Annotated in this window: 28 protein-coding genes and 3 tRNA genes; 17 read left to right on the plus strand and 14 right to left on the minus strand. The window is 56.3% G+C overall.

Annotated features, from left to right (window positions below):
- Positions 1-48: 48 nt before the first annotated feature.
- From opgB to MKR05_RS23270, 6 genes are all read right to left on the minus strand, one after another.
- On the minus strand, positions 49-2,340 hold the full coding sequence (opgB, locus tag MKR05_RS23245) for a phosphatidylglycerol--membrane-oligosaccharide glycerophosphotransferase (RefSeq protein ID WP_087824307.1): 2,292 nt from the start codon (positions 2,338-2,340) through the stop codon (positions 49-51).
- 257 nt (positions 2,341-2,597) lie between these two features.
- On the minus strand, positions 2,598-3,092 hold the full coding sequence (locus MKR05_RS23250) for a DUF2501 domain-containing protein (RefSeq protein ID WP_050534037.1): 495 nt from the start codon (positions 3,090-3,092) through the stop codon (positions 2,598-2,600).
- 65 nt (positions 3,093-3,157) lie between these two features.
- A complete protein-coding gene (gene dnaC / locus MKR05_RS23255; RefSeq protein WP_025999144.1) occupies positions 3,158-3,895 on the minus strand; it encodes a DNA replication protein DnaC in 738 nt (245 codons plus the stop codon).
- A gap of 2 nt (positions 3,896-3,897) precedes the next feature.
- The gene (gene dnaT, locus MKR05_RS23260) at positions 3,898-4,437 is read right to left on the minus strand and encodes a primosomal protein DnaT (RefSeq protein WP_032454787.1); all 540 of its coding nucleotides are present in this window, start codon (positions 4,435-4,437) and stop codon (positions 3,898-3,900) included.
- Positions 4,438-4,539: 102 nt separating this feature from the next.
- The gene (locus MKR05_RS23265) at positions 4,540-5,013 is read right to left on the minus strand and encodes a threonine/serine exporter (RefSeq protein ID WP_004886472.1); all 474 of its coding nucleotides are present in this window, start codon (positions 5,011-5,013) and stop codon (positions 4,540-4,542) included.
- Complete coding sequence (locus MKR05_RS23270; protein ID WP_101989871.1) at positions 5,004-5,780, minus strand: threonine/serine exporter ThrE family protein; 777 nt, start codon at positions 5,778-5,780, stop codon at positions 5,004-5,006. The genes MKR05_RS23265 and MKR05_RS23270 overlap by 10 nt, the downstream gene beginning before the upstream one ends.
- 280 nt (positions 5,781-6,060) lie before the next feature.
- Here MKR05_RS23270 and pobA point away from each other — a divergent pair, with 280 nt between their 5' ends.
- The 4 genes from pobA to bglJ all read left to right on the plus strand — a co-directional run bounded on the left by pobA (position 6,061) and on the right by bglJ (position 9,764).
- Entirely contained in the window at positions 6,061-7,245 is a 1,185-nt protein-coding gene (pobA, locus tag MKR05_RS23275; protein WP_023291877.1) for a 4-hydroxybenzoate 3-monooxygenase, read from the plus strand.
- Positions 7,246-7,261: 16 nt separating this feature from the next.
- Positions 7,262-8,143, plus strand: a complete 882-nt coding sequence (locus tag MKR05_RS23280) for a helix-turn-helix domain-containing protein (RefSeq protein WP_023291878.1) — start codon at positions 7,262-7,264, stop codon at positions 8,141-8,143.
- 263 nt (positions 8,144-8,406) lie between these two features.
- Positions 8,407-9,129, plus strand: coding sequence for a LuxR C-terminal-related transcriptional regulator (locus MKR05_RS23285; protein ID WP_072421172.1), 723 nt, complete (start codon positions 8,407-8,409; stop codon positions 9,127-9,129).
- Positions 9,090-9,764, plus strand: a complete 675-nt coding sequence (gene bglJ / locus MKR05_RS23290) for a DNA-binding transcriptional activator BglJ (RefSeq protein WP_032454790.1) — start codon at positions 9,090-9,092, stop codon at positions 9,762-9,764. The genes MKR05_RS23285 and bglJ overlap by 40 nt, the downstream gene beginning before the upstream one ends.
- A 5-nt stretch (positions 9,765-9,769) precedes the next feature.
- Here the strand turns inward: bglJ and MKR05_RS23295 are convergent, their stop codons facing one another.
- A complete protein-coding gene (locus MKR05_RS23295; RefSeq protein WP_023291881.1) occupies positions 9,770-10,228 on the minus strand; it encodes a YbaK/EbsC family protein in 459 nt (152 codons plus the stop codon).
- Between the two features lie 333 nt (positions 10,229-10,561).
- Here MKR05_RS23295 and MKR05_RS23300 point away from each other — a divergent pair, with 333 nt between their 5' ends.
- Positions 10,562-11,905 (plus strand): PTS cellobiose transporter subunit IIC, encoded by a 1,344-nt coding sequence (locus MKR05_RS23300; RefSeq protein WP_002887650.1) that lies wholly within the window; start codon positions 10,562-10,564, stop codon positions 11,903-11,905.
- A gap of 50 nt (positions 11,906-11,955) precedes the next feature.
- Here MKR05_RS23300 and fhuF read toward each other — a convergent pair whose 3' ends face one another.
- The 3 genes from fhuF to MKR05_RS23315 all read right to left on the minus strand — a co-directional run bounded on the left by fhuF (position 11,956) and on the right by MKR05_RS23315 (position 14,091).
- Positions 11,956-12,744, minus strand: coding sequence for a siderophore-iron reductase FhuF (fhuF, locus tag MKR05_RS23305; RefSeq protein ID WP_023291882.1), 789 nt, complete (start codon positions 12,742-12,744; stop codon positions 11,956-11,958).
- 106 nt (positions 12,745-12,850) lie between these two features.
- Positions 12,851-13,897: a GGDEF domain-containing protein gene (locus MKR05_RS23310; protein WP_044525300.1), complete on the minus strand. Its 1,047-nt coding sequence runs from the start codon at positions 13,895-13,897 to the stop codon at positions 12,851-12,853.
- A 23-nt stretch (positions 13,898-13,920) separates the two neighbouring features.
- Complete coding sequence (locus MKR05_RS23315) at positions 13,921-14,091, minus strand: hypothetical protein (protein WP_072096669.1); 171 nt, start codon at positions 14,089-14,091, stop codon at positions 13,921-13,923.
- A gap of 70 nt (positions 14,092-14,161) precedes the next feature.
- Between MKR05_RS23315 and MKR05_RS23320 the strand changes: the two genes are divergently transcribed.
- Positions 14,162-14,401 carry a DUF1435 domain-containing protein gene (locus MKR05_RS23320; protein ID WP_023291884.1) on the plus strand — a complete coding sequence of 80 codons (240 nt, stop codon included), beginning with the start codon at positions 14,162-14,164 and terminating at the stop codon, positions 14,399-14,401.
- A 21-nt stretch (positions 14,402-14,422) separates the two neighbouring features.
- Here the strand turns inward: MKR05_RS23320 and MKR05_RS23325 are convergent.
- From MKR05_RS23325 to rsmC, 4 genes are all read right to left on the minus strand, one after another.
- Positions 14,423-14,509, minus strand: a tRNA-Leu gene (locus MKR05_RS23325).
- Positions 14,510-14,539: 30 nt separating this feature from the next.
- Positions 14,540-14,626, minus strand: a tRNA-Leu gene (locus tag MKR05_RS23330).
- A gap of 28 nt (positions 14,627-14,654) precedes the next feature.
- Positions 14,655-14,741, minus strand: a tRNA-Leu gene (locus MKR05_RS23335).
- A gap of 171 nt (positions 14,742-14,912) precedes the next feature.
- On the minus strand, positions 14,913-15,941 hold the full coding sequence (rsmC, locus tag MKR05_RS23340) for a 16S rRNA (guanine(1207)-N(2))-methyltransferase RsmC (RefSeq protein WP_023291885.1): 1,029 nt from the start codon (positions 15,939-15,941) through the stop codon (positions 14,913-14,915).
- Positions 15,942-16,043: 102 nt separating this feature from the next.
- Between rsmC and MKR05_RS23345 the strand changes: the two genes are divergently transcribed.
- From MKR05_RS23345 to deoA, 11 genes are all read left to right on the plus strand, one after another.
- Positions 16,044-16,457, plus strand: a complete 414-nt coding sequence (locus tag MKR05_RS23345; RefSeq protein WP_044525301.1) for a DNA polymerase III subunit psi — start codon at positions 16,044-16,046, stop codon at positions 16,455-16,457.
- The gene (gene rimI, locus MKR05_RS23350; RefSeq protein WP_044525302.1) at positions 16,426-16,872 is read left to right on the plus strand and encodes a ribosomal protein S18-alanine N-acetyltransferase; all 447 of its coding nucleotides are present in this window, start codon (positions 16,426-16,428) and stop codon (positions 16,870-16,872) included. Before MKR05_RS23345 ends, rimI begins: the two co-directional genes overlap by 32 nt.
- A 14-nt stretch (positions 16,873-16,886) precedes the next feature.
- Positions 16,887-17,564 carry a pyrimidine 5'-nucleotidase gene (gene yjjG / locus MKR05_RS23355; protein WP_044525303.1) on the plus strand — a complete coding sequence of 226 codons (678 nt, stop codon included), beginning with the start codon at positions 16,887-16,889 and terminating at the stop codon, positions 17,562-17,564.
- 90 nt (positions 17,565-17,654) lie between these two features.
- A complete protein-coding gene (prfC, locus tag MKR05_RS23360) occupies positions 17,655-19,244 on the plus strand; it encodes a peptide chain release factor 3 (RefSeq protein WP_002887711.1) in 1,590 nt (529 codons plus the stop codon).
- Positions 19,245-19,463: 219 nt separating this feature from the next.
- On the plus strand, positions 19,464-20,084 hold the full coding sequence (gene osmY / locus MKR05_RS23365; protein ID WP_017901234.1) for a molecular chaperone OsmY: 621 nt from the start codon (positions 19,464-19,466) through the stop codon (positions 20,082-20,084).
- A 129-nt stretch (positions 20,085-20,213) separates the two neighbouring features.
- Complete coding sequence (locus MKR05_RS23370; RefSeq protein ID WP_002887716.1) at positions 20,214-20,375, plus strand: DUF1328 domain-containing protein; 162 nt, start codon at positions 20,214-20,216, stop codon at positions 20,373-20,375.
- A 153-nt stretch (positions 20,376-20,528) separates the two neighbouring features.
- Positions 20,529-21,602: a patatin family protein gene (locus MKR05_RS23375; protein WP_023291890.1), complete on the plus strand. Its 1,074-nt coding sequence runs from the start codon at positions 20,529-20,531 to the stop codon at positions 21,600-21,602.
- On the plus strand, positions 21,599-22,393 hold the full coding sequence (locus tag MKR05_RS23380; RefSeq protein ID WP_032452382.1) for a metal-dependent hydrolase: 795 nt from the start codon (positions 21,599-21,601) through the stop codon (positions 22,391-22,393). Before MKR05_RS23375 ends, MKR05_RS23380 begins: the two co-directional genes overlap by 4 nt.
- 129 nt (positions 22,394-22,522) lie before the next feature.
- Positions 22,523-23,800, plus strand: a complete 1,278-nt coding sequence (locus MKR05_RS23385) for a NupC/NupG family nucleoside CNT transporter (RefSeq protein ID WP_023291892.1) — start codon at positions 22,523-22,525, stop codon at positions 23,798-23,800.
- Between the two features lie 415 nt (positions 23,801-24,215).
- A complete protein-coding gene (gene deoC / locus MKR05_RS23390) occupies positions 24,216-24,995 on the plus strand; it encodes a deoxyribose-phosphate aldolase (protein ID WP_032452384.1) in 780 nt (259 codons plus the stop codon).
- 109 nt (positions 24,996-25,104) lie between these two features.
- Positions 25,105-26,427, plus strand: a complete 1,323-nt coding sequence (gene deoA / locus MKR05_RS23395) for a thymidine phosphorylase (protein ID WP_032429093.1) — start codon at positions 25,105-25,107, stop codon at positions 26,425-26,427.
- Positions 26,428-26,471 lie beyond the last annotated feature (44 nt).

Genomic DNA, 26,471 nt, shown 5'->3' on the forward strand with positions numbered 1-26,471 from the left:
GCCACGGAAACCGTTGCCCGGCGCCAATATCCGCCGGGCAAGGTGGCTTTAACCTTCGCTTTTCACCACTTTGATCTCCACCATACCGATCCCCAGCTGACGCGGGGAGTGGCCGAGGATATTGCCCTCGTTGGTGGACTGCGGGTCCGGCGGAGTGATGGTCAGCGTATTGCTGCGCGTTGGGTTGTCGAAATGCAGCGTCGTGGTGGTCACATCATTGACCAGTGTAAGTATTTGCTCACTTTGACCAACCCGCACCGGGATCGGCTTATTGGCATTGGGACCGTAGGCTTTGGCGGTGATCACCAGATCAAATTTCTCCGGCAGCGGCTCTTTATATTCAATCTTCACGTCGCTGCCCAACTGGGCATTGGACCACCGACCCCAGGACTCGGGGCGCGAAATGCCGCTAAACTGTTTCACCTCTTCCGGCGCGCCGGCAACGTTAAACACGAAGCTGTCGGCCTTATAGCGAATATCGTTGTCGACAACTTTCAGCGTATCGACGTTGCCCTTATAGCGCTCCATATCGATAAGGGTGTCCCTGAAGGCGGTCTTACCTTGCCACTGTGGCTTATCAACGTGCTGGACCTTCTGCTCACCCCCCAGCTGTCCCTGCGAGACGCACCAGTCGGTGGAGAGCGCCAGCTCAGGAGACCACAGCTGGCCCATTTTATAGCAGCGATCGACCCACACGAAATTATCCCGCGGCGCGAAATCGGCCAGCTGGAAGCGCAGCGGCGCCGAGTATTCGCTCTCCGGCAGCGGTTCAACGCGCTGGTTCGACACCCGGAGCAGCAGCGGCAGACGGAAATGGCTGCCGGAAAAGGCGATCATGTTCTTCTGCGAGTCGATGGTGAAGTTTTTCATCTCTTTCGGGAAGTTCCACAGGCGGATCACGTCGGGTTTCCAGGCCAGGACCTTCTCTTTCATATTCATGAAAATACCGGAGAGCGACTGGCCAGAGAGACTGCTGCGCCCGAGGCCGATATAGTTATCGCCACCGAGAATATCCAGCACCGTCGCGCCGTTATCCATGGTGTTGCGTTTCACCGCCAGGGTCTCCTGCTGCGGCCGATCGCCGCGCAGGACAAAGAACAAATTGCTGCGATCGTGCTTGTTGAGGTAATCCCAGGCGCTGTTCTTCATGGCCAGGTGATCGGAAGAGACCACGATGACCGTGTTTTTGAAATAGGGAGAGGCTTTGATCTTCTCGATCAGCGCGGCGATATGTTCCTGGCTGCAGCTAACGGCGCTGAAGGAGAGGTTTTTCTTGCCGTCCACGTCATAGCGTTTACGCTCGCAGGTACGCGAGATAAAACCGTCGGGATGGTGAGTGTCCACCGTCAGGGCGAACAGTGAAAAGCGTTTTCCGGACTGCGACAGTTCTTCGAATTTTTTCCACGTCTCGTCGAGTACCGTGTCGTCATAGAAGCCCCAGTCGTTGCGGTAGGTTGGATCGGCTACCGTGGTTTTGAGCTCTTCCGCCCCGAACAGGTGATCGAAGCCGTGGGATTTGAGAAACACGTCTTTGCCGGCAAAGCGCAGGTTAGCTCCCTGCACAAAATAGTTTTCGTAACCGGAGTTTTTCAGGATATCGCCAAGGCAGATATTCTGCGGAAAGAAACTGGAGACCGAGGCCGAAGCGTTGCCTTCAAACGGGGCAAACAGCGGAATGCCACACTGTGATGCGACCATGCCGGCGATGGTGTAATCGGTCCCCGGCAGCTGCATAGTATTGCTGAAATCAATGCCCTCATCTTTTATTCTGCCAAGCTCAGGGGTGAGGTTGGGGAAAGCATCGTTATCAAAATAGGTGCGCTCAAGGCTTTCGCCATAGATATAGACCAGATTCAGCTGCGGATTGTCGATACGCTTCGACGGTTCTTTGTAGTACGCCGCAAAGTCCGGATCTCCTTCCCGCGACTGCGATTTCACCAGCTCGCTGATTTGATGGAAGGCCGGGCTGGCGTCGACCGAAGCCAGCGCCAGCAGCAGCGCCGCCAGGCTGTAGCCGACGTGATGAGGATGATGCCGACGGCGGCGCAGCACCCATCCCAGGGCGCCAAAGACGGCAACCAGCGCGACGGCCACGCCGACGCCCGGCAGAATGTATTTGCCGATCCCGGCGCCGGTCAGGCTGTTGGTCAGAGTGTAGAGTACCGCGTCGTTGATGCCGTCGCCGGTAAAGTAGTCGCTGGCGTAGAGGGTGATATTCAGCACCACGAACAGACCTAACACCGTGAGCGTGGCGGCAAACCACCAGGTGTTACGACCCGCTTTCCAGGCATAAAGCACCACCGAAGCTAAAAATAAGGCGATGGATAACAACTCTGACACAGCTCATCCTCATTAACGCCAGTTATCGGCTGGCAGAACAGATTACTTTTCAAGCCACACTGTAATTGCAGCGCCATCTTGCTGCAATTCTAGCGTCATGAAAGTGTGCAGTTATTCAGAATTGGTTTAGAAGTTGCCTTTTTTGATCGGCGTCGCAACGGGCGGGGCGGGGAAGCGCAAGGAGAAAAAGGCGAAAAAAGCCGTTTCAGGCCGCGCTGCCGTCGCGAAGGCGACAAACGCGGCATTGGCCCTCTGCGTCAGGAGAGAAAGTTAACGCCCTGTTTTAAGACCAGATCGCAGGCTTTGGTTTTCACCTGTTTCGCCAGCGAACTGTTGCCGAGGGTATTCAGGTCAAGCTGCTGGCCATTATTGCTGTTGAGCAGCCCCTGTAGGCCATCAAGATAGCTGGTGTCCTGTTTTTGTTTTTCCGGCGTGCTGAGCCCCAGCTTATCCAGCACCTGGTTTTTGACGTTATCAGCGCTGGTCGCCGAGGCGAGCTTCTGTTTGGCGCAATATGACATGATCCCGGCGGCGTTATTCATGCTGCTGGCGGTCAGCGACTGGCTGCTGCCGTTGAGCAGGCTGGTCAGAGAGGAGATGGACATTCCGCCGCCGCTGGCCTGGGTGCTGCCGCCGCTGAGCTGGCTGGCGGCGCTGTTGAGAGAATCCTGCCAGGAGGCGGCGTGGGCGCCGGAGAGGGTAAATGCGCTGAGGGTAAGCGCGGCAAGCAAGCCATTTTTTAACGATTTCATAGACGGACTCATAAGCGTGACTGAAGAATCGCTTTAGTATAACGCCGTCGTCGTCCGGAAATCTCTTAATACTCCTTGCCGGTGACGCGGTGCCGGTAACTTTCCCAGTTGAAGATAACCCACAGGCTGTTGCCCAGGCGCATACGGTCCATCACCCGTTCGCCGAGCAGCTTATTCATCTCTTCCATATTACTGTTGGTCAGCATACCGGTGGGCCGTTTGGATGAAGATCGGCGGTCAACGATCTGATTGATAATGACCTTTTCATAGCGAGACTCTGTCTGCATACCAATTTCATCAATGACCAGAAGATCGACCTTGCTGAGGTCGCTCAGTAACTGCTCTTCGCTCGTCTCCCGGTTGCCGAAAGTATCTTTCATCGCCGACATAATATCGGCCACGGTGATGATTAAGACCGACTTCCCGCGCAGCAGCAGTTCGTTGCAGATAGCCGCCGCGAGGTGGTTTTTGCCGGTGCCCGGTTTGCCGGAGAAGATAAAGCTGGCGATATTGCCATCGAACTCCTCCACGTACTGACGCGCGCGGGCGAGGGCGTTCATCTGCCCCTCGCACTCGACGCGATAGTTATCAAAGGAGCAGTTCTGATGAAGGGGGCGGATCCCCGAGCGGTTAAAGGTGCGCTGCATTTTCATCGCGCGGTTCTCCCGCTCCAGCGCTTCGGAACGCAGCTTGCCTTGCTCTTTTTGCCAGGCCAGCAGCTCTTCGCCGGTTTTAAACGCCGGTTCGATATGAGCCGGCATCATTTTCTGCAGGCGCTTCATCAGATCGCCAACGTTTTTCATGCTCATCCTCGGAAACCTCGCGGAATATGACTGTCGGGTTCGCTAACGCTGTTCACATCGCGCTTCGGCTGCCCGCCGTTGCTGGCGCGGCTGATTTGCACGCTGCGAGCCAGTTTCTGCTGCCACTGCACGTGGTGAAACACTTTACCTTCCGCCTGCCAGTAAGCGACGAAAGCGGCCAGCTCTTCCGGGGTGACCGGCTGGCTCAGCGCGATGCCCCACAGCGCGGCCAGACGCTGAAAGTCGGCGTCCGGCTGCCAGGCCGCATACATGGCAAATTTGCCCATCGGCACTGCAACCGGCGCCGCGGCGGGCTCGTCGAAAAACTGCGGGTCAAGCGCGATGTCGCTGCCGGGGCGCGCCAGCCTGGCTTCCAGCTCCAGCAGCTGCGCCAGCCGGGCTGGGGTCAGCGCATAGAACGCCGGGGCGTTGTTGGCAAAAACGGCGACGGTGCCGTCAGTCGATTTCGCCAGCAGCGCCGCGTGCTGCTGGAGGAACTCTTCCAGGCCGCTAAAATGGGAGGTTAAAATTCGCGAAGACATAACTCTATCTCAACTCTGAACTGCAAAGAGTGGGGTGATCTGCACATAGTAGCACAGAGCCCGTCGCGGAAGGAGCGTCGCGGCTCTACCGCGACGCCGGGGTTAGACGCGAGGGCGCTTACGATACAGCCACAGACCGGGTATCGACAGGCCAATGGAGAGGGCGCCCACGATCGAAGAGGCCTTTAAAAAATTGCTCAGCAGCAAAATCATCATCTCTTCAGAATAGCCAAAATGGCTGATTTTTACCGCGGAGATCATCGCGGTGTAAGCGGAAATACCGGGAAACATCGGGATCACGGCGGCGACGGTAAAAATCTTCGGATGCGCCAGATACCAGCGCGACCACTGGATGCCGATGCAGCCCACCAGCAGGGCGGCGAGAAACGTGGCCCATTCAATGTTAAAACCAGCGCTCATCATGACCATGCGCGAACCATGGCCGATGGCCCCCAGCAGCGCGCACCAGCGCAGGGCGCGCTGCGGGACATTAAAGACCATCGCAAACCCGACGGCAGGGATTGCCGCCAGCAGCATGTCTTCCGCCAGCGCGAAAATAAACGAAATTATGCCCATCCCCGCAGCCCCCATACGGTCATTGCCATCACTACGCCAATGCAGGTGGCAAGGGTTAACAGGCTGGCGATCGCCCAGCGGGCGAGGCCAGTATTTATATGCCCTTTAAACATATCGGCGACGGCATTGATCAGCGGAAAGCCCGGGACCAGCAGCAGGACGCTGGCGGCCATGGCAATGGTCGGGGTGCAGGCAAAGGTCGGGAGGCGCAGCAGCAGCCCGGAGATCGTGGTGGCCACAAAGGCGGTGATGCAGAAGTTGATCTGCGGATGCATAGAACGGTGGGTCAGCACCTGGCGAATGTACATGGCCACCGTGCTGGCGCAGAAGCTGACCAGCGCTCCATCCCAGCCGCCGTTATTCAGTTTACAGAAACAAGCGCAGGAGAGGCCCACCATGATCACCAGCAACCAGCGGGGATAGCGCAGGGGCCTAATCTGCGCGAAGCGCTTCTCGACGTCGCGATAGTCCAGCAGCTTATGCTCGGCGAGGATCACGATATGCTGCACTTCCGTCACCACATGCATATTAATGCCGCGGTCGACATTCTTACGCGTTGAGGTAAGACATTCGCCATCCTTAATGGTGGTCAGGACGATAGCGTTGGAGGAGATGGCGCTTTCGACGCTGTCCATCCCCAGCGCCAGCCCGAGACGCGTTGAAAGCTCTTCCACCAGCGCGCTTTCGGCGCCGTGCTGTAACAAAAAAAGACCACACTGGATGCATAATCGTGTGATTGCCCGCTGCTGTGCCCGATCAACCTGCATATTTCCTCTGCTGTCCGCGACGCCTGGTATCTGCCGATACTTTAACCTGAAGCGCCGGGGCGGCTGAGGGGGGTGGGATCAAATAATGTGCAAAAATCTCCCGTCCGCCGGGGTGGCGGAATTTGAAGCGTCCCACACTTTTGCCAGTTTGGTGAAAAGTGCAATTTTTGTCGCCATTCATCCCTTCTTTTTCCCGTCTGACTTATCAAAAATGCAGGAAAGCACTTTTATTAAACAAAAATTATACAAATAATTAACCCTGCAAAAGTGAGACAATCCTATGAAAACACAGGTCGCGATTATTGGCGCTGGCCCTTCCGGGCTGCTGCTGGGGCAGCTACTGCACAACGCCGGGATCCACACGGTCATTCTTGAGCGTCAAACGCCGCAGTATGTGCTGGGGCGCATACGTGCGGGAATTCTGGAAAGCGGTACCGTCGATCTGCTCCGTGAAGCGGGCGTGGCGCAGCGGATGGATGTCGAAGGCCTGGTGCATCATGGGGTGGAGTTTCTCTTTGACGGCCAGCGGGTGCCCGTCTCACTGAGCGAGCTGACCGACGGCAAGAGCGTGATGGTTTACGGCCAGACTGAAGTGACCCGCGATCTGATGGCTGCCCGGGCCGCCAGCGACGCGCCGATCGTGTACGGCGTCAGCGAAGTGACTATCCATGACGCAAAAAGTGACCGGCCGACGATCACCTATCTTAGCGAAGGTGAATTCTGCCGCCTGGAGTGTGACTTTATCGCCGGTTGCGACGGGTTCCATGGCGTGTCGCGGCAAAGTATTCCCGCTGACATCCTCAAGACTTACGAGAGCGTCTGGCCGTTCGGCTGGTTAGGCCTGCTGGCGGATACGCCGCCGGTCAATCCGGAGCTGATCTATGCGCATCATCAGCGGGGATTTGTTTTATGTAGTCAGCGCTCACTTACTCGCAGCCGCTACTATCTGCAGGTTCCGCTGAGCGATAAGGTGGAGGACTGGTCGGACGAACGCTTCTGGCAGGAGTTGAAATGCCGATTGCCGGAGGATCTGTCATCAAAGTTAGTGACTGGTCACTCACTTGAGAAAAGCATCGCTCCCTTGCGCAGCTTCGTCGTGGAGCCAATGCAATATGGGCGATTGTTCCTGGTGGGGGATGCCGCGCATATCGTACCGCCGACCGGCGCTAAAGGGTTGAACCTGGCGGCATCGGACGTGAACTATCTGTGGCGGATCCTGCGTGAATACTACCATCACGGCCGGAGCGATCTGCTGGCGACCTATTCGCGACTGGCGCTGGATCGGGTCTGGAAAGGGGAACGCTTTAGCTGGTTCATGACCCGCCTGCTGCACGATTTTCCGCAGCAGAGCGAGTTCGACGCCAAAATGCAGGCGGCCGATCGCCGCTACTATCTGGGCTCGCGCGCCGGGCTGACCACTATCGCGGAAAACTACGTGGGCCTGCCCATGGAGCGTGTCGTCTGACTGAACAGGAGTTACTATGCCGCCCGTCCAAACTGTTCCGGTATTTAAGCTGTATGGCGAGGAGCGCGGCTGGCCGACGCCGGATCTGCTGCACTGCGAGTCGATTTTGCAGCGCAGCAGCTTGTATCAGTGGCATATTCGCGTCCACCAGCACGCCGAAATGGTCCAGCTCCTCTATTTGCATAAAGGTCGGGCGGAGATCGAAATTGAAGGCACCACCTCGGTGATGACGGAGTCCTGCATCCAGGTGGTGCCCGCCCTCTGCATTCATGGCTTTCATTTCTCACCCGGAACGCACGGATTTGTGCTCTCCCTGGCGCTACCGCTGCTGAGCCGCTTTGAAAATCAGTTCGGCCGACCGCTGGATGTGCTTAGCGTTGCGCAGTGTCTGCCGGTGGGGCGTTCCCGGGGGCGTATGCATACGCTGTTTTCAGCGCTTCGCGAGGAGTACAGTGCCGATCATGATGCCCGGGAAATGATGCTTTATTCGCTGCTGGGGACGCTGCTGGCCTGGTTGAACCGGCAGTGCCGCCCCGCACCGCCCGCGGAAGATAAAGCGGAGCGAAAGCGCAGTATGATGCGTCATTTTTCCCGGCTTATTGAGAGCCACTACCGACAGCACCTCCCGCTGGCGGAGTATGCGAAGTTGATTGGGCTGTCGGTCACGCATTTAAACTATTTATGTCGCGAGTTCTATGGCTGTAGCGCCCTTGGGGTATTGCATCAGCGACTGATGCTTGAGGCGCGGCGTAATCTGCAATACACCCGCATGACGATAACGCAACTCTCTGATTATTTGGGCTTTAGCGACGCCGCCTATTTTTCTCGCTTTTTCCGCCGCTATAGCGGTATGTCGCCTAAAGCATTTAGAGAAGCAATTAAAGAGAATGCTTCATAATGTTCATGCCTGAAATTATTTTTGCTAAATAATGGTTTTATCTTTTCTAATTTATTAGCGCAGGGCGTCTGTGCTAATATTCATCGCAAGTATACACAGGAATAATATTTACTTGATATGACCACGGTTCGGTCATGCAGTATATCGTGTACGCGGGCCATGAATATGCTTTTAATATTCATCCAGTAAATGGTATGGCGATCGAGTCACTCGCCGATCGTTTGCGGGCAAGCGAAGAAACTTCGACAGGAAGCGGAGGTGTTATGTTACCAGGACAAGGTAAGTTTGGCGTCGTTATTAGTAAAATCCCCGTCATGCAGTCAGGGTTAAAGGTGATCTTCAATGAGAACCTCCCGGATTACGAACTCAGTTTTTGTCGCACTCATGATGAGCTCACCCTTTTACAACTGCGGCGAGCGGTGCTGGTCGTTGCGGATATCTCCGGCGAGATTGCGCAGCCCCGGGCCGTCTGCGAGCGTTATTACTCCCTCATGACCCAGTATCGAGATATTCACTGGGTTTTTATGGTCGGCGACAGCCTCTATCCATTAGCCGTTGAGCTTTTAATTCGTCCCGAAAGCTCGCTGATCTCCGAGAACGAGCCGGTTGACCGGCTGATTGAGGTGATTTGCGCCGGTAGCCGTGCGGCTGAGCAGATTAGCCGTACGTTGTTTACCGGGGATGTGGACAGCGATTTCGCTAGCTACCACTCAGCGGCGATGCTGACCCTGTCAGAGCGGAAAGTTCTGCGCCTTCTGGCGAAGGGATGGGGAATTAACCAGATCGCCGCGCTGTTGAAAAAGAGTAATAAGACGATTAGCGCGCAGAAAAATAGCGCAATGCGTCGTTTATCGCTACGCAGCAACGCTGAAATGTATGCCTGGATCAACAGTGCGCAGGGAATGCAAGAGCTGAATATCAATTCAGCTTACGGGGAACAAATGGAATGGAAAAAAATAGCACAACCCGTCATGTCGCCATCGTAGAAAAATGTGTGATGACGGAAATGGCCTGGCGCTATACCTTTAGCCGTGAAGAGAGCAGCCAATACCGCATTCATTTTTTTAAAAATATCAATTTGCTCAGGGCGGTGGAAACGTCGTTCCCATGGTCAGCAATCATCTTTTCACTTTCGGGGAGTCGTTCGTCCAGAGCCGAGAGCCTGCTTTTTCTTCACGAAATGGCGAGGATCCGACCGGAAGTACAAACGATTATTCTGGCTAATAATGAAAGCGAAATGCGTCTGATCGGCCATTTAATGCCGGCCTGCCTGCAGGGTATATTAAATAAATCCGCGCCGCGACGCGGATTGCAGGAGCATTTGTTACAGCTGCTGGATAATCATTCCCTCGCCGGCAAAGAGCACTTTTGCGGCAGAGAGGCATGCAACGATCCGCTAAGCCCGACGGAGCACGCCATTCTTCGGTATATGTCGTGGGGATATTCGCTTGCGGAAATTGCGGTGCAGCTGAACCGGAACATTAAAACCATCCGCGCGCATAAATTCAACGCCATGACCAAGCTCGGGGTTCGCTCTGACATTGGTTTATTAAACGCGGCGGATATTTTGCTGCATTTACCGATAAGCGGCCCGACCAGCGCCGTTAAACAGGTGGCATAACGCGGCTATATGCATACGTCTACCCATGTTGCATCGGTGAGCTGCGCCATTCGTTCTGGTTCAATGCGAACGGCGCTGTGAATAGCTCCCGCTGCGGGTAGCACTTCCTGATAGTGCCTGAGCGAGACGTCACAGAAGACGGCCAGCGGATTTTCCAGACCAAACGGGCACACGCCGCCAACCGGATGGCCGGTCCAGGTTACCACCTCGTCGCTGCTCAACATACGCGCTTTTGCGCCAAAGGTCTCTTTCAGCTTTTTATTATCCAGCCGCGCATCGCCCCTGGCGACGATCAGTACAATCTTATCTTTGATCTTGAGCGACAGCGTTTTGGCTATTTGTCCCGGCTCAACGTTGTGCGCGGCAGCGGCAAGCGCCACAGTGGCGGTACTCTGGTTTAACTCAATAATTTCGATATCGGGGGCGTGTTCGGCAAAAAACTGCCGTACAGACTGCAGACTCATTGGATTCTCCTGATTTAAGGCTGGTTAAATCTGTCACAAGCCTGGCGGAGTGTAAATATCAGCGCGGACAATCCAGATTCTTTCTATTTTGTCGATCTCCTTCACATTCACCGTAACCGGTTACAGTAACCGGTTGCGGTTATCTGCATTGAGATGAATACTGGAACAGTCACTTCTCCTTTTATTTATAACAAAAGAGCCGTGTATGAATCGTTGTGTTATGGGCAGTATAGCCGGTAATCCACCCGCGGCCTGCTGCATCAATAAGCGGTCATCGTAACGGCAGGGTAATCGTTGTTGGGCCAGTATCAATAGCCTGTCAGGAGGGCTACTATGTCTGCTAACCATGCTGCGTTTAATTTGATATTTCGCTTTGTAGAAAATTACATAAGCCCCATAGCAGGGCGGATCTCATCGCAGCGTCACGTCATGGCTATCCGTGACGGTTTTATCTCCGCGATGCCGTTTATGATCGTCGGATCGTTCCTGCTGGTGTTTGCTTATCCTCCTTTCTCCCCGGACACCACCTGGGGTTTTGCCCGCGCCTGGCTGGATCTGGCAAAAGAGTTTGAGGGGCGCATTCTGACCCCCTTTGATATGACGATGGGGATCATGTCGATCTACATCTGCGCGGCAATCTCTTACAACCTCGGTAAGCACTACGAGAAATCCAATCAGCTCGATCCCTTTATGTGCGCGATGCTGTCGATCATGGCCTTTTTACTGATTGCCGCGCCGAAGACGAATGGCACGCTGCCGGTGGACAGCCTTGGCGGAACAGGGATCTTTACCGCCATTCTGGTGGCGATCTACTGTGTGGAGATGATGCGTTTTCTCAAGGCGCATAATATCGGTATCCGTCTACCGGATCAGGTCCCACCGATGATCAAAAATTCCTTTGATCTGTTGATCCCGGTGCTGGTGGTTGTGCTGACGCTCTATCCGCTGAGCCTGTTTATTCAGCACCATTTTGACATGCTGATCCCGCAGGCCATTATGGCAATTTTCAAACCGCTGGTTTCGGCAGCCGATTCCCTGCCGGCGATCCTGCTGGCGGTCCTCATCGGCCACCTGCTGTGGTTTGCCGGGATCCACGGTGCGGCGATTGTTTCCGGGATGCTGCAGATGTTCTGGCTGACCAACCTCGGTATGAACCAGCAGGCGCTGGCCCAGGGCGCGCCTCTGCCGCATATTTTTATGGAGGCGTTCTGGACCTTTTTTATCGTGGTCGGAGGTTCCGGTGCCACCATGGGGCTGGTGTTCTGCTATCTGCGCAGCCGCTCAGCGCATTTGCGCTCCATTGGGCGTTTAAGCGTGGTGCCAAGCCTGTTTAACATTAACGAGCCGGTCATCTTTGGGACGCCTATCGTCATGAACCCGGTGTTCTTTATTCCGTTCCTGCTGGCGCCGATGGTGAATGCGGTGTTGGCCTGGGCGGCAATGAAGCTGGATCTGATTGGCCGCGTCATCTCCGTGGTACCGTGGACGGCGCCGGCGCCGATTGGCGGTGCCTGGGCGCTGGGCTGGGATTTCCGGGCGGCGATTCTGGTCATCGTTCTGGCCTGCGTGTCGGCGATTATCTACTTCCCGTTCTTTAAGGTGTATGAGAAGCAGCTGCTTGCTCAGGAAGCGGAAGAGGCTGAACGGGCGGAGCAGGAGAGTCAGCAGACCGCATAAATAGTGACCGGGCGGCCACAGGCCGCCCGTTGCTTATTGTAGACAGGGCGTTATTTTAACGTGCAGTCGCCGCACTGTTGGACGTCCGGCAGGCGATAGCGCTGGCAGCAGGTGCGTCGGACTAACTGTCCTTCACGCAGCACAACCGTTCGCCATAGTGGGTTATCCTGACCATCGGCGAGTTGTTTTTCGAAGAAACAGTGCTGGCGCAGGGCGGCAAGCTGCTCATCCCCCAACAGCGCGCGCATTTCCCCAAGATACCAGTTAATCAGATAGCCAGTATTGCTCCAGATAAGTTTGCCATTGATCTCGCCCGTGGCTTCCAGCGCCTCAATAACCGGCTGCAGGGTGCGCGTCACCAGGGCATCCATTCGCGACAGCGGTGACAGTCTCTCAATACCGGCATCGCTATGGACATCAATCCAGAAACAGGCCGCCCTGCCGCTTTCGTGAAATTCGACGTGGAAATGTTCCGGCGCCAGGCTGAGACCCTGTGGTTCATTGAGCAATGCCAGCATCAGCGGCGGCACCAGCAGACCGATGTACCATTGCGCCCAGAGCGAGAGCAGAGGTTTCGCTTCCCGTGTCAGCGTTGGCTGATGACGATAGATATGATCGGAATAAGTGGCCAGCAGAGAGCGTAAGGCGGTGGGTCGCGACCACTCGGCAAGCGTCAAAGCGTGCCCTGGAGCGGATTCATCCAGGCGCAGGAAATCGAGCAGATGGGGGCGAAGGGTGGCGATTTTTTCCCGAATACTCTCCGCCAGGGCGCGCTCAGCCGTCGGCAAAGGGGCCCGCCAGATAAGTTCATCGCTGAGAGGAAGGGAACGCCAGGCCATTCGATTTCCAGATACAAATCTAAATGATAATGATTCCTGATATTAGTTGTTTGCAGGCGGCATGGCAAGAATTTTGTCGGCGCCACGATGCCGCGGCGCGCGCAGGTTAACTGGCCAGAATAATGTTGCGGCCTTTATTCTTAGCGTCATAGAGTGCGCCGTCGGCGCGCGCCAGCGCTTGCTCAATATTGTCATCAATGAGCGGCGTCAGGCCAATACTGATGGTCACGTTGGTGGCGACGCTTTCATTAAACATATGCGGGATTTTCAGGTCATAGACCCGCTGCCGAATACGTTCGGCAGCCTGCCATGCCGTTTCTTCGCTGCTGTTGGTCAGCAGCACCATAAACTCCTCTCCGCCAAAGCGGGCGACAATATCGCGCGAGCGTACGGCGTTGCGAATGGCAGCAGAGACGCGAATGAGCGCCTGGTCGCCCATCATATGACCATAGTGATCGTTATAGGCTTTGAAATGATCGATATCGAGGAGCAGCACGAAGTGGTTGTCGCCGTCCAGCGCCAGCAGGGTATCGAGGCGATTCTGCAGTCCGCGGCGGTTATACAAACCGGTCAGAGGATCCAGCATACTGAGATCGTTGAGGGTGTTGCGTTCCTGCATGAGTTTATCCATTAATCCTTGTGTGAAGGCATCGCTGCGCTTCTGGATAATATTTTGCAGGGTAATACCGGCAATAGGCAGCATAAAACAGTAAGTCATGCGCAACCATTGTTCCCCCTCCGCCATTATCAGGCAGGCAAGGAAAGTCGGTAAAGAGTGGAGGGTAAAGGCAGTGATATTATTGGAAAAAGCGATGGTGCCGATAAACAGAATGCTTAATAGGGCGATCACCAGATAGTTAAAATGCGGCGGTGTCAATAGCATCGCCTTTGTCACTACGTGCCATGCCCATAGCATGCCAAATAACAACGAGATAGCGGGAATATTTATTTTCGATTGCGGCCATTTCCAGTGCCAGAGCAGCAGCAACCCGCTGCAGGCCACGATCAGGGCGCAAGGCAGCGTAAAACGAACTACCGTAAATAGGGGGGTGACCAGCGACAGAGAGGATGAAATGAAATTAAGCAGTAAAAAAAGCCGTAAGGAATATTGATATTTTTGTGCGTAGTGTGCTCGCCAGGTTTGTGCAGTCATATCGGAAGAATCATTATTAGTCGTTAAATTTCAAAATGATGAAAGCCAAAAATGAAGAGTCTGATAACAATGTGCAAAAAAAGGTTATTTGCAAAATAAGAAAAATATTTAATATATATCGATAATCCGCTTAATTTATCACCTTCATGAATGTATGTCATTACCGCGAACGTAAAGAATAAGGCGCAGAGCACATCGCAAATGACAAATGATAAAAGTTATCATATGATATTGGTTATCATTATCGTTGTGAGAGGTGAAACCATGCTGCAGCGAGCATTAGGAAGCGGTTGGGGAGTCATCGTTCCCGGCGCGCTGATTGTCGCTCTCGGGTATGCCGGGGTGTCGGCTGACGTATGGCGGACGCTGGTCGCGGTGGGCATGCTGATGTCCGCGGCGATGATATGGCATCGTCAACTGCGCCATTTTATTCTGCTGCCATCGTGCGTTGCACTGGTTGGTGGAATAATGCTGATGCTTGTGGATATCAAACTGAGGGGATAATGCCGGGAGAGGGAAGAATATTGGTGCGAGGGGGGGGACTTGAACCCCCACGTCCGTAAGGACACTAACACCTGAAGCTAGCGCGTCTACCAATTCCGCCACCTTCGCACAGTATTCTTTCTTTAGATATTGCCTCGTTGGTGCGAGGGGGGGGACTTGAACCCCCACGTCCGTAAGGACACTAACACCTGAAGCTAGCGCGTCTACCAATTCCGCCACCTTCGCCCAGTGCGAGCAATATCTTCGTGGATTATGGTGCGAGGGGGGGGACTTGAACCCCCACGTCCGTAAGGACACTAACACCTGAAGCTAGCGCGTCTACCAATTCCGCCACCTTCGCATACCATCGACACTATGAAAGTATCGTTACCACGGAGGCGCATTCTAGTGGTTTTCGGCGACACGTCAATAGTTAATTATGCAGGTTGTATCGATTGCTGCAAAAATGGGCGGATTTGCCCGCAGGAAGCGCCAGCGGTACCAGAAACGGGCCGCCGGCGTGAGAAGGCGACTATTTTTTCGCCTGACGGGTCATGATGGTGCGATAGACCTTAAAACGTCCGGTCTGGGCGATCACCTCATGGAAGCCGAACGTCTCATCCAGCACCTGCGGATACGGCAGGAAGGCGTTGGCGACAATGCGCAGCTCGCCGCCGCTGTTCAGATGGCGAACCGCGCCGCGGATCAGCGCCTGGGCGGCTTCGAGGCTGGTCTGCAGCCCGTCATGGAATGGCGGGTTGGAGATGATCATGTCGAAGCGACCATTGACCTCGGAGAAGACGTTGCTGGCAAACACATCGCCAGCCAGGCCGTTGGCGGCAAGCGTCGCGCGGCTGGCTTCGACCGCAGGGGCGCTGACGTCGCACAGGGTCAGGCGCACTTTCGGCGAATGGCTGGCCAGCGCGGCGGCCAGCACGCCTGCGCCGCAGCCGACGTCCAGCACTTTCCCTTTGGTATGCGGCTCGAGGGTGGAGAGCAGCAGCTGGCTGCCGACGTCCAGCCCGTCGCGGCTAAAGACGCCTGGCAGGGTTTTAATCGTCAGATTATCCAGTGTGTATTCGCCCCAGAAGGCATCGGCGTCGAAGGCGGGCTGCTTTTCCAGTCGGCCATGATAGAGGCCACAGCGGCGGGCGCTATCCACTTTGTTTAATGGCGCGTATTCAGCCAGCATCTGCTCCGCGCTGCGGACGCCGCTGCGGTTTTCACCGACGACGAAAATGTCGCTTCCCACCGGCAGCAGAGAGAGCAGGTTCATCAGCTGGAACTGTGCCTCTGGTTTATTCTTTGGCCAGTAGTAGATCAGGGTGTCGCATTCGGCGACGTCAGCGGCCTCAGCCACTAAGCTAAAACGGACGGTGTCTCCCATCTGGCGGTTGAGGACCTGCCAGTGGTGGAACTGTTGGGTGTGGGCGCGGCTGGCCGCGGTATCCAGACGCGCAGGCAGGTCATCCTGCAGGTCACCGGCAAACAGAACGCGGGCGGACTCGAAATCATCACTGTGGCGCAGCAAGACTTCACTTGCCGGGGTAAAAGCGGACATGAAACACTCCTTCATTAAGACTGGCGCCGATTATAGTAGTTTGTTGGCGCAGATACGACGGATTTGCTATATTGCGCGCTTGTTTAACAGGAGTGTTTCGCTATGACATCCCGACGAGACTGGCAACTACAGCAGCTGGGCATTACCCAGTGGTCGCTGCGCCGACCGGGGGCGTTGCAGGGCGAAATCGCTATCTCGCTTCCTGAACATATTCGTCTGGTGATGGTGGCGGAAACCCCGCCGTCGCTGACAGAGCCGCTGATTGGCGACGTATTGCGCGCGCTGGCCGTGACGCCAGATCAGGTCCTGCAGCTGACCCCGGAGCGGGTGGCGATGCTGCCGCAGGACAGCCGCTGCAACAGCTGGCGGTTGGGCACAGAGGCGTCGCTGCCGCTGGCGGGCGCCCAGGTGTCCACCCCCGCTTTTGATGAACTCCAGACCAGCGCGCCGGCTCGCAGGGCGCTCTGGCAACAAATCTGCGCACATGAACACGATTTCTATCCTCAGCACAGCTGATTTAACCCGAGCCTGGCAAATCGAAACCCGCGCCCACGCTTTCCCGTGGAGCGAACAGACCCTGGCCAGTAACCAGGGGGAACGCTATCGCAACTATCAGCTGTCGGTGGATGGCGAAATGGCGGCGTTCGCCATTACGCAAGTGGTGCTGGATGAGGCGACGTTGTTCAATATCGCGGTCGATCCCGCTTACCAGCGCCGTGGCCTGGGGCGAGCGCTGCTGGAACACGTCATTGATGAAGTCGAAAGGCTCGGCGTCGTCACGCTATGGCTGGAGGTGCGCGCCTCCAACGTTGCCGCTATCGCGCTGTATGAAAGCTTAGGCTTCAATGAGGCGACGATTCGCCGCAACTACTACCCGACGGCCGACGGGCGCGAAGACGCCATTATTATGGCTCTGCCAATCAGTATGTAAGACAAGGTGATACGATGAAATGGGACTGGATTTTCTTTGATGCCGATGAAACGCTGTTTACGTTTGATTCTTTCAGCGGCTTGCAGCGGATGTTTCTCGACTACAGCGTGACCTTTACCGCCGAAGATTTTCAGGACTATCAGGCCGTGAATAAGCCGCTATGGGTGGATTACCAGAACGGCGCCATCACCTCGCTGCAGCTGCAGCACCAGCGCTTTGACAGCTGGGCGGAACGTTTGAATGTGCCGCCGGGGGAGCTCAACGACGCGTTTATGAATGCGATGGCGGAAATCTGTGCGCCGCTGCCGGGCGCGGTCTCTCTGCTCAACGCGCTGCAGGGCAAGGTCAAGATGGGCATCATCACCAACGGCTTTACCTCGCTGCAGCAGACTCGTCTTGAGCGGACCGGTTTACGCGATCACTTTGATTTGCTGATTATTTCTGAAGAAGTGGGCGTCGCCAAACCGGACGTGCGCATTTTCGATTACGCGCTGGCGCAGGCGGGTAACCCACCGCGCTCGCGGGTGCTAATGGTCGGCGATACCGCCGAGTCGGATATTCGTGGCGGCGTGAATGCCGGACTGGCGACCTGCTGGCTCAATGCGCATCAGCGCGAGCTGCCGGCGGACCTCGAGCCGGACTGGACGGTGACCTCGTTAAGCGAACTGGAGCAGCTCCTGTGTAAACACTGATTGCCTCCCCCCCGTTGATGGGTAAAATAGCCGCAATTTTTCGTATTCCACATGCGTGGCTCATGGCCGCGTTTACTTAGAAGATTAATTATGACGTTGTCTCCTTATCTGCAAGAGGTGGCCAAACGCCGCACTTTTGCCATTATTTCTCACCCGGATGCCGGTAAGACCACCATCACCGAAAAGGTGCTGCTGTTCGGACAGGCGATTCAGACCGCCGGTACCGTAAAAGGTCGTGGCTCCAGCCAGCACGCGAAATCCGACTGGATGGAAATGGAAAAGCAGCGTGGTATCTCGATCACCACCTCGGTGATGCAGTTCCCCTATCATGACTGTCTGGTGAACCTGCTGGATACCCCGGGGCACGAAGACTTCTCGGAAGATACCTACCGTACCCTGACGGCGGTGGACTGCTGCCTGATGGTGATTGACGCGGCAAAAGGCGTCGAAGATCGGACCCGTAAGCTGATGGAAGTCACCCGTCTGCGCGATACGCCGATCCTCACCTTTATGAACAAACTCGACCGTGATATCCGCGATCCGATGGAGCTGCTGGATGAAGTGGAGAACGAGCTGAAAATCGGCTGCGCGCCGATTACCTGGCCTATCGGCTGCGGTAAGCTGTTCAAGGGCGTCTATCATCTCTACAAAGATGAAACCTACCTGTATCAGACCGGTAAAGGCCATACCATCCAGGAAGTGCGCATCGTGAAGGGGCTCAACAACCCGGATCTCGACGCGGCGGTGGGGGAAGATCTGGCGCAGCAGCTGCGCGACGAGCTGGAGCTGGTGCAGGGCGCGTCGAACGAGTTCGATAAAGATCTGTTCCTGGCCGGGGAAATCACCCCGGTGTTCTTCGGGACCGCGTTAGGTAACTTCGGCGTTGACCATATGCTGGATGGCCTGGTGGAGTGGGCGCCGGCGCCGATGCCGCGTAACACCGACACCCGTGAAGTCACCGCGACGGAAGAGAAGTTCACCGGCTTCGTGTTTAAAATTCAGGCCAATATGGACCCGAAACACCGCGACCGCGTGGCTTTCATGCGCGTGGTGTCAGGTAAATATGAGAAAGGCATGAAGCTGCGTCAGGTGCGCATCGGTAAAGACGTGGTGATCTCCGACGCGCTGACCTTTATGGCCGGCGACCGTTCGCACGTTGAAGAAGCCTATCCTGGGGATATCATCGGCCTGCATAACCACGGCACCATTCAGATTGGCGATACCTTCACCCAGGGCGAGATGATGAAGTTCACCGGTATTCCGAACTTCGCACCGGAACTGTTCCGTCGTATTCGCCTGAAGGATCCGCTGAAGCAGAAACAGCTGCTGAAAGGGCTGGTTCAGCTCTCTGAAGAGGGCGCGGTGCAGGTCTTCCGTCCGATCGCCAATAACGATCTGATCGTCGGCGCCGTGGGTGTGCTGCAGTTTGACGTCGTCGTGGCGCGCCTGAAAAGCGAATACAACGTGGAAGCGATTTACGAATCGGTCAACGTGGCCACCGCGCGCTGGGTTGAATCCACTGACGTGAAGAAATTCGAAGAGTTCAAACGTAAAAACGAAGTTCAGCTGGCGCTGGATGGCGGCGATAACCTGACCTACATCGCCCCGACGATGGTCAACCTGAACCTGACGCAGGAGCGTTATCCTGACGTGGTGTTCCGCAAAACGCGCGAGCACTAATCCCTGACGAAGCGCGGCGCAGGCCGCGCTTTTTTCTTCTTCCGCCCGCGCTTCCCTCCTTCTGGAAAGTTCTTAAAACGCCGCTAATTCGTCTGTTTTTTATCCATATCCTCCGCAACCCCTTCGCCTGTCTACTATATTTAATTCGTGTTTTTAAAAATGCTGGCGTAATTCACTGCGATAAGACGCCAGCGCTGGTGAAAAAACGAGGACATCACGATGACCAGACTAAAGAATGCCAATATGTTGCTGGCGCTCTTCTTAGGCTTAGCCGCGTTGAACGCCTCGGCAGAGACGGAAAAAACAACGGTAGACAGTGCGAAGTCAGCTGCCAGCAATGCGGGAGAGGCGGTAGACAATTCGATTAATAAAGTCGGCGATTTTATGGACGACAGCACTATTACCGCACGGGTAAAGGCGGCGCTGATCGACCATAAAGATATTAACTCCGGCGATATTTCGGTGAAAACGGAAAACAAAGTGGTCACCCTCAGCGGCGACGTCACCAGTGCTGAACAGAAAAGTCAGGCGCTGAGCGTGGCAAAAGCGGTCGAAGGCGTCTCTCAGGTCAACGACAAGCTGACGGTGCAGCACAAATCGTCGAGTGAGACGGCGACGCTGAAAGGCTATGCCGGGGACACCGCTATTACCAGCGAAGTGAAGGCTAAGCTGCTGGCGGATGACATTGTCCCTTCGCGCAATGTGAAAGTCGAAACTAACGCCGGCGCAGTGCATCTGACCGGTACGGTGGCTTCCGCGGCGCAGGCTGAGCGCGCCGCAGAGATTGCGAAAGCGGTTTCCGGTGTGAAAAGCGTCCGCAACGATCTTAGCGTGAAGTAAATCGAGTTATTAACAAAAGTGTTGTCTGGCCAAGGTTGCCGAACGAATAGCAGCACCCACTGAGCGATGAGCTTTCCAGAAAGGGTGCGCAAACCGCTGTTCACCGTCCATTATGGTAAGGAGAAAAGTATGTTTCGATGGGGAATTATTTTTCTGGTCATTGCATTAATTGCTGCGGCCCTGGGCTTTGGTGGTCTGGCGGGTACTGCCGCTGGCGCCGCGAAAATCGTCTTTGTCGTCGGGATTATCCTGTTCCTGGTGAGCCTGTTTACAGGACGCAGACGTCCGTAGAGGGACAACAATCCGGGCGATGCTGAAGCCTGAGCGTTTTTACTGACACGTCGTCTTACACAAAGCCAGTCCTGCGGACTGGCTTTCGCGGTTTAAGCGATGGGCAAATTGCGTTACCTTGTCAGGAGAAGACTAATCGAACAGGAAAGCAGGGTGGGGCAACGCATTCCCGTTACGCTGGGCAATATCGCCCCGCTGGCGGTTAAACCCTTCCGACCAGGCAAGCTGGCGCTGGTGTGTGAAGGCGGGGGACAGCGAGGGATTTTCACCGCCGGGGTTCTGGACGAATTCATGCGCGCCGGATTTAACCCCTTTGACCTGATGCTGGGGACCTCCGCGGGGGCGCAAAACCTCTCCGCTTACATGTGTAATCAGCAAGGCTATGCCCGCAAAGTCATCACACGCTACACCACCTCACGCCAGTTTTTCGATCCGATGCGCTTTGTGCGCGGCGGCAACCTTATCGATCTCGACTGGCTGGTGGAGGCCACCTCGCAGCAGATGCCGCTGGCCATGAACTATGCCGAAACGCAGTTCGCGTTGGGCAAAGAGCTGTGGATGTGCGCCTGTCGCGGCGACGATTACTCCGCCAGCTATTTTTCACCGACGCCGCAAACCTGGCTGGATCTGATCCGCGCCTCCAGCGCCATCCCCGGGTTTTACCGCAGCGGCGTGTTGCTTGACGGCGTTAGCTACCTTGACGGCGGCGTCAGCGATGCGATCCCGGTACAGGAGGCGGCCCGCCGCGGCGCTCAGACCATCGTGGTGATCCGCACTGTCCCTTCGCAGATGTTTTACACCCCGGAGTGGTTTAAGCGGATGGAGCGCTGGCTGGGGGAGAGCAGCCTGCAGCCGCTGGTCAATCTGGTGCATCATCACGAAACCACCTATCGCGCCATCCAGCAGTTCATCGAAAAACCGCCCGGCAAACTGCGGATCTTCGAAATCTATCCCCAGCGGCCGCTGCGCAGCATGGCGCTTGGCAGCCGACTGCCGGCGCTGCTGGAGGACTACAAAACCGGACGCCAGTGCGGCCGTTATTTCCTGGCCACCGTGGGTAAACTGCTGGCCGACCGGCCGCCGCTGTTGCGCCACGCGCCGCGTATCGCCCGGCCTGCGCCGGTGGTGGTGCCGCCGGTGCCGGTGGCCAATGAAGCGCCGCAGGCGACCATCATCGCTGCGCCGCAGGCCAATGACGCAAGCTTTAATCATGAGGATCTGGCGTGACGCACCGTTTTATCGATACCCACTGCCACTTCGATTTTCCCCCCTTCGCGGAAGATGAGGTCGCCAGCCTGGCGCGTGCGGCGCAGGCCGGCGTCGGGCGAATTATCGTTCCGGCCATCTCCGCTGAGCGTTTTAGCCGCGTGCTGGCGCTGGCGGCGCAGCACGAGGCGCTGTATGCCGCGCTGGGCCTGCATCCGATTGTCATCGAGCAGCACACCGATGAGGGGCTGGCGCAACTGGAGGCGTCGCTGGCGCAGCGCCCGCCAAAACTGGTGGCGGTGGGGGAGATTGGTCTCGATCTCTATCGCGACGAGCCGCAGTTCGATCGTCAGCAGGCGCTGCTGGAAGCGCAGCTGCGTCTGGCGAAGCGTTACGATCTGCCGGTGATCCTCCACTCCCGACGCACCCACGATAAGCTGGCGATGCTGCTGAAAAAACATGCCCTACCGCGTACCGGGGTGGTACATGGCTTCGCCGGCAGCCTGCAGCAGGCCGAGCGTTTCGTGCAGCTTGGCTATAAGATCGGCGTTGGCGGCACCATTACCTATCCCCGCGCCAGCAAAACCCGCGAGGTGATGGCGCGTCTGCCGCTTTCAGCCCTGCTGCTGGAGACCGATGCCCCGGATATGCCGCTCAATGGCTTCCAGGGACAGCCCAATCGCCCGGAGCAAGCTGCGCGGGTATTTGACGCCCTGTGCGAACTGCGGTCGGAGCCGCCGGCAGCCATAGCCGAAGGGATAATGCGCAACACGCTCGCCTTGTTTTCCCTGCCCTCAGCCACTGTATGGTGATCGAATTCTCATAATTGTTCATCCATATCATTGATTTGCTTAAAATGTGTGAAGCCTGGCAGGCAGGATAGTTTCATGCCGATATAATCACGCCGTTAGTGCTGGACTATCAAAACACAGGGAATCTGTATGCAAATCCTCATGGGACTTATCGGCATGGTGGCGCTGTTGGCCATTGCTGTGCTGCTCTCCAATAATCGAAAAGCCATTAACCTGCGTACTGTGCTCGGCGCCTGGATAATCCAGGTGGGTATCGGCGCGTTGATATTGTATGTACCGGCCGGGCGCTCGGCGCTGTTAGCGATGTCGAACGGCGTCGCCCGCGTAATTGCCTATGGCAATGAAGGGATCGGTTTCATCTTCGGCGGGCTGGTCTCCGATAAAATGTTCGAGGTGTTTGGCGGCGGCGGCTTTGTCTTTGCCCTGCGCGTGCTGCCGGTGATCGTCTTCTTCTCGTCGCTGATTGCCGTGCTTTATTACCTGGGCATTATGCAGCTGGTCATTCGCATTCTCGGCGGCGCGCTGCGGGCGGTACTGAAGACCTCGCGTACCGAATCGCTGTCGGCCACGGCGAACATCTTCGTTGGTCAGACCGAAGCGCCGCTGGTGGTGCGTCCTTATATCGCCACTATGACCCGCTCGGAGCTGTTTGCGGTCATGTGCGGCGGCCTGGCCTCGGTGGCAGGTTCCGTGCTGGCGGGCTATGCGCAGATGGGCGTTCCGCTGGAGTACCTGATTGCCGCGTCGTTTATGGCGGCGCCGGGTGGATTGCTGTTTGCCAAAATTATCGTACCGGAAACGGAAACGCCGGACGATAACCCGGCTCATGACCGCCAGAGCGCTGACGCGGATAAACCGGCCAACGTGCTGGACGCCGCCGCCTCCGGCGCCGCGTCTGGTATGCAGCTGGCGCTCAATGTCGGCGCGATGCTGCTGGCGTTTATCGCGCTGATCGCCCTGCTGAACGGCATTCTGTCCGGCGTCGGCGGCTGGTTTAACCATCCGGAGCTGTCGCTGCAGATGATCCTCGGCTGGGTCTTCTCACCGCTGGCGTGGGTGATCGGCGTGCCGTGGCACGAAGCGACGGTCGCGGGATCGTTTATCGGCCAGAAGCTGATCATTAACGAGTTCGTGGCCTATATGAACTTTGGCGAGTATCTGAAGGCGGACGCCGAGGTGGCGGCGGCCGGGCTGCAGGTTATTTCAGATCACACTAAAGCCATTATCTCTTTCGCGCTGTGCGGATTCGCTAACCTGTCATCGATCGCCATCCTGATTGGCGGCCTCGGGGGGATGGCGCCCAACCGGCGTCAGGATATCGCCCAGCTTGGGCTGCGTGCGGTGGCGGCGGGGACGCTGTCTAACCTGATGAGCGCCACCATCGCCGGGGTTTTCCTCGCCCTCTAAGCCAGTTCCCTCAACCAGCGGCCGCCGCGTCGCTGGTTTTATTGAATTTGTGAAAATTCCATCATTTCTGACTTTCAGAAAAATAGCTTATATTTCAAAATATAATAATTGTATCACCGGCTGGGTGGGCAAAATGTGCGCCACGGTGTCGAGAGTCTCTGTCATTGTGTGTTAGAATTATCACATCCTCATTGGGTGCGGAGTTTCGATTATGCTTAAGAGGGGCGTGAGGATAATTACCGCGGTATGCGTTGATATTTTGTGATTAAAGTCACATTACAGTAATGCAAATTAGTAAGTAGTTTTCATTAACTGTGATGAATGTCGAAGTGTAGCGGCGAGTGAATGTTACAATAGTAACAGACTCGCAAGGTGAACAAACTATTGAACCGGCACTGCGCCGGCGGAGTATGAAATGACTGATTTAAAAGCAAGCAGCCTGCGCGCGTTAAAACTGATGGACCTGACCACCCTGAACGACGACGACACCAATGAGAAGGTGATTGCCCTGTGTCATCAGGCGAAAACCCCGGTGGGTAACACCGCGGCGGTCTGCATCTATCCGCGCTTCATCCCGATTGCCCGTAAAACGCTGAACGAGCAGGGAACGCCGGAGATCCGCATCGCTACGGTCACCAACTTCCCGCACGGTAATGACGATATCGACATTGCGCTGGCGGAAACCCGCGCGGCGATCGCTTACGGCGCCGATGAAGTGGACGTGGTGTTCCCGTACCGCGCGCTGATTGCCGGTAACGAACAGGTCGGCTTCGAGCTGGTGAAAGCCTGTAAAGAGGCCTGCGCGGCGGCCAACGTGCTGCTGAAAGTGATCATCGAAACCGGTGAGCTGAAAGAAGAAGCGCTGATCCGTAAAGCGTCTGAAATCTCTATCAAAGCCGGGGCCGATTTCATCAAAACCTCGACCGGTAAAGTGCCGGTGAATGCTACGCCGGAAAGCGCGCGCATCATGATGGAAGTCATCCGCGATATGGGCGTTGAGAAAACCGTTGGCTTCAAACCGGCGGGCGGCGTGCGCAGCGCGGAAGATGCGCAGCAGTTCCTGGCGATCGCCGATGAGCTGTTTGGCGCCGACTGGGCCGATGCCCGTCACTACCGCTTTGGTGCCTCCAGCCTGCTGGCCAGCCTGTTGAAAGCCCTGGGTCACGGCGACGGCAAGAGCGCCAGCAGCTACTGATTGTCAGACATTGCCGGATGACGCTTCGCTTATCCGGCCTACAGGATCGTAGGGCGGGTAAGCGTAGCGCCACCCGCCACCATTCACCCGATTCCTCATGGGGGTTACCGTGTTTCTCGCACAAGAAATTATTCGTAAAAAACGTGATGGTCAGGCATTAAGCGATGAAGAGATCCGCTTTTTCATCAACGGCATCCGCGACAATACTATCTCAGAAGGGCAGATCGCCGCGCTGGCGATGACCATCTTCTTCCACGATATGTCTATGCCGGAGCGCGTTTCGCTGACCATGGCGATGCGGGATTCCGGTACCGTTCTGGACTGGAAAAGCCTCAACCTTAACGGCCCGATCGTCGATAAACACTCCACCGGCGGCGTCGGGGATGTCACTTCGCTGATGCTGGGACCGATGGTGGCCGCCTGCGGCGGGTATGTGCCGATGATTTCCGGCCGCGGACTCGGCCATACCGGCGGTACCCTGGATAAACTGGAAGCGATCCCGGGCTTCGATATCTTCCCGGACGACAACCGCTTCCGCGAGATTATTAAAGATGTCGGCGTGGCGATTATCGGGCAGACCAGCTCCCTCGCTCCGGCGGACAAACGTTTCTATGCCACCCGCGATATTACCGCGACGGTGGACTCCATCCCGCTGATCACCGCCTCGATCCTTGCCAAGAAGCTGGCGGAAGGGCTGGATGCGCTGGTGATGGACGTCAAAGTCGGCAGCGGCGCGTTTATGCCGACTTATGAACTTTCCGCCGCGCTGGCGGAAGCGATCGTCGGGGTCGCCAACGGCGCCGGCGTGCGCACCACCGCGCTGCTGACCGATATGAACCAGGTGCTGGCCTCCAGCGCCGGGAACGCCGTTGAAGTTCGCGAAGCGGTCCAGTTCCTGACCGGCGAATACCGCAACCCGCGTCTGTTCGACGTGACGATGGCGCTGTGTGTAGAGATGCTGATTTCCGGCAAGCTGGCGGCGGACGATGCCGACGCGCGCGCGAAGCTGCAGGCGGTACTGGATAACGGTAAAGCGGCGGAAGTCTTTGGCCGTATGGTCGCGGCGCAGAAAGGACCGAGCGACTTTGTCGAGAATTATGATCATTATCTGCCGACGGCGATGCTGAGCAAAGCAGTCTATGCTGATACCGAAGGTTTTGTCAGCGCGATGGATACACGCGCGCTGGGTATGGCAGTGGTTTCTATGGGCGGCGGCCGCCGTCAGGCATCAGACACCATTGACTATAGCGTTGGCTTTACCGAGATGGCGCGTCTGGGTGACCGCGTGGACGGACAGCGTCCGCTGGCGGTGATCCATGCCAAAGACGAGAACAGCTGGCAGGAGGCCGCGAAAGCGGTCAAAGCGGCCATTAAACTGGACGATAAAGCTCCGGAAATTACACCGACAGTCTATCGCCGTATCACCGAATAGCGATATACTGATCTGATCGCTTTTTTGCAGCGCAAGATGTATGG

The sequence above is a fragment of the Klebsiella sp. K5-204 genome (genome assembly GCF_030128585.1).
In the GTDB taxonomy this organism is placed as follows: domain Bacteria; phylum Pseudomonadota; class Gammaproteobacteria; order Enterobacterales; family Enterobacteriaceae; genus Klebsiella; species Klebsiella quasipneumoniae.

Coding starts and splice junctions, on each gene's coding strand:
- MKR05_RS23280 (WP_023291878.1), top strand. CDS start 7,262: ATGCCGCCCGTCCAAACTGTTCCGGTATTTAAGCTGTATGGCGAGGAG.
- MKR05_RS23265 (WP_004886472.1), bottom strand. CDS start 5,013: ATGGGCATAATTTCGTTTATTTTCGCGCTGGCGGAAGACATGCTGCTG.
- prfC (WP_002887711.1), top strand. CDS start 17,655: ATGACGTTGTCTCCTTATCTGCAAGAGGTGGCCAAACGCCGCACTTTT.
- MKR05_RS23295 (WP_023291881.1), bottom strand. CDS start 10,228: ATGAGTCTGCAGTCTGTACGGCAGTTTTTTGCCGAACACGCCCCCGAT.
- MKR05_RS23345 (WP_044525301.1), top strand. CDS start 16,044: ATGACATCCCGACGAGACTGGCAACTACAGCAGCTGGGCATTACCCAG.
- rimI (WP_044525302.1), top strand. CDS start 16,426: ATGAACACGATTTCTATCCTCAGCACAGCTGATTTAACCCGAGCCTGG.
- MKR05_RS23285 (WP_072421172.1), top strand. CDS start 8,407: ATGTTACCAGGACAAGGTAAGTTTGGCGTCGTTATTAGTAAAATCCCC.
- yjjG (WP_044525303.1), top strand. CDS start 16,887: ATGAAATGGGACTGGATTTTCTTTGATGCCGATGAAACGCTGTTTACG.
- pobA (WP_023291877.1), top strand. CDS start 6,061: ATGAAAACACAGGTCGCGATTATTGGCGCTGGCCCTTCCGGGCTGCTG.
- MKR05_RS23270 (WP_101989871.1), bottom strand. CDS start 5,780: ATGCAGGTTGATCGGGCACAGCAGCGGGCAATCACACGATTATGCATC.
- MKR05_RS23385 (WP_023291892.1), top strand. CDS start 22,523: ATGCAAATCCTCATGGGACTTATCGGCATGGTGGCGCTGTTGGCCATT.
- rsmC (WP_023291885.1), bottom strand. CDS start 15,941: ATGTCCGCTTTTACCCCGGCAAGTGAAGTCTTGCTGCGCCACAGTGAT.
- dnaT (WP_032454787.1), bottom strand. CDS start 4,437: ATGTCTTCGCGAATTTTAACCTCCCATTTTAGCGGCCTGGAAGAGTTC.
- MKR05_RS23300 (WP_002887650.1), top strand. CDS start 10,562: ATGTCTGCTAACCATGCTGCGTTTAATTTGATATTTCGCTTTGTAGAA.
- bglJ (WP_032454790.1), top strand. CDS start 9,090: ATGGAAAAAAATAGCACAACCCGTCATGTCGCCATCGTAGAAAAATGT.
- MKR05_RS23310 (WP_044525300.1), bottom strand. CDS start 13,897: ATGACTGCACAAACCTGGCGAGCACACTACGCACAAAAATATCAATAT.
- fhuF (WP_023291882.1), bottom strand. CDS start 12,744: ATGGCCTGGCGTTCCCTTCCTCTCAGCGATGAACTTATCTGGCGGGCC.
- osmY (WP_017901234.1), top strand. CDS start 19,464: ATGACCAGACTAAAGAATGCCAATATGTTGCTGGCGCTCTTCTTAGGC.
- dnaC (WP_025999144.1), bottom strand. CDS start 3,895: ATGAAAAACGTTGGCGATCTGATGAAGCGCCTGCAGAAAATGATGCCG.
- MKR05_RS23370 (WP_002887716.1), top strand. CDS start 20,214: ATGTTTCGATGGGGAATTATTTTTCTGGTCATTGCATTAATTGCTGCG.
- deoC (WP_032452384.1), top strand. CDS start 24,216: ATGACTGATTTAAAAGCAAGCAGCCTGCGCGCGTTAAAACTGATGGAC.
- MKR05_RS23250 (WP_050534037.1), bottom strand. CDS start 3,092: ATGAAATCGTTAAAAAATGGCTTGCTTGCCGCGCTTACCCTCAGCGCA.
- MKR05_RS23320 (WP_023291884.1), top strand. CDS start 14,162: ATGCTGCAGCGAGCATTAGGAAGCGGTTGGGGAGTCATCGTTCCCGGC.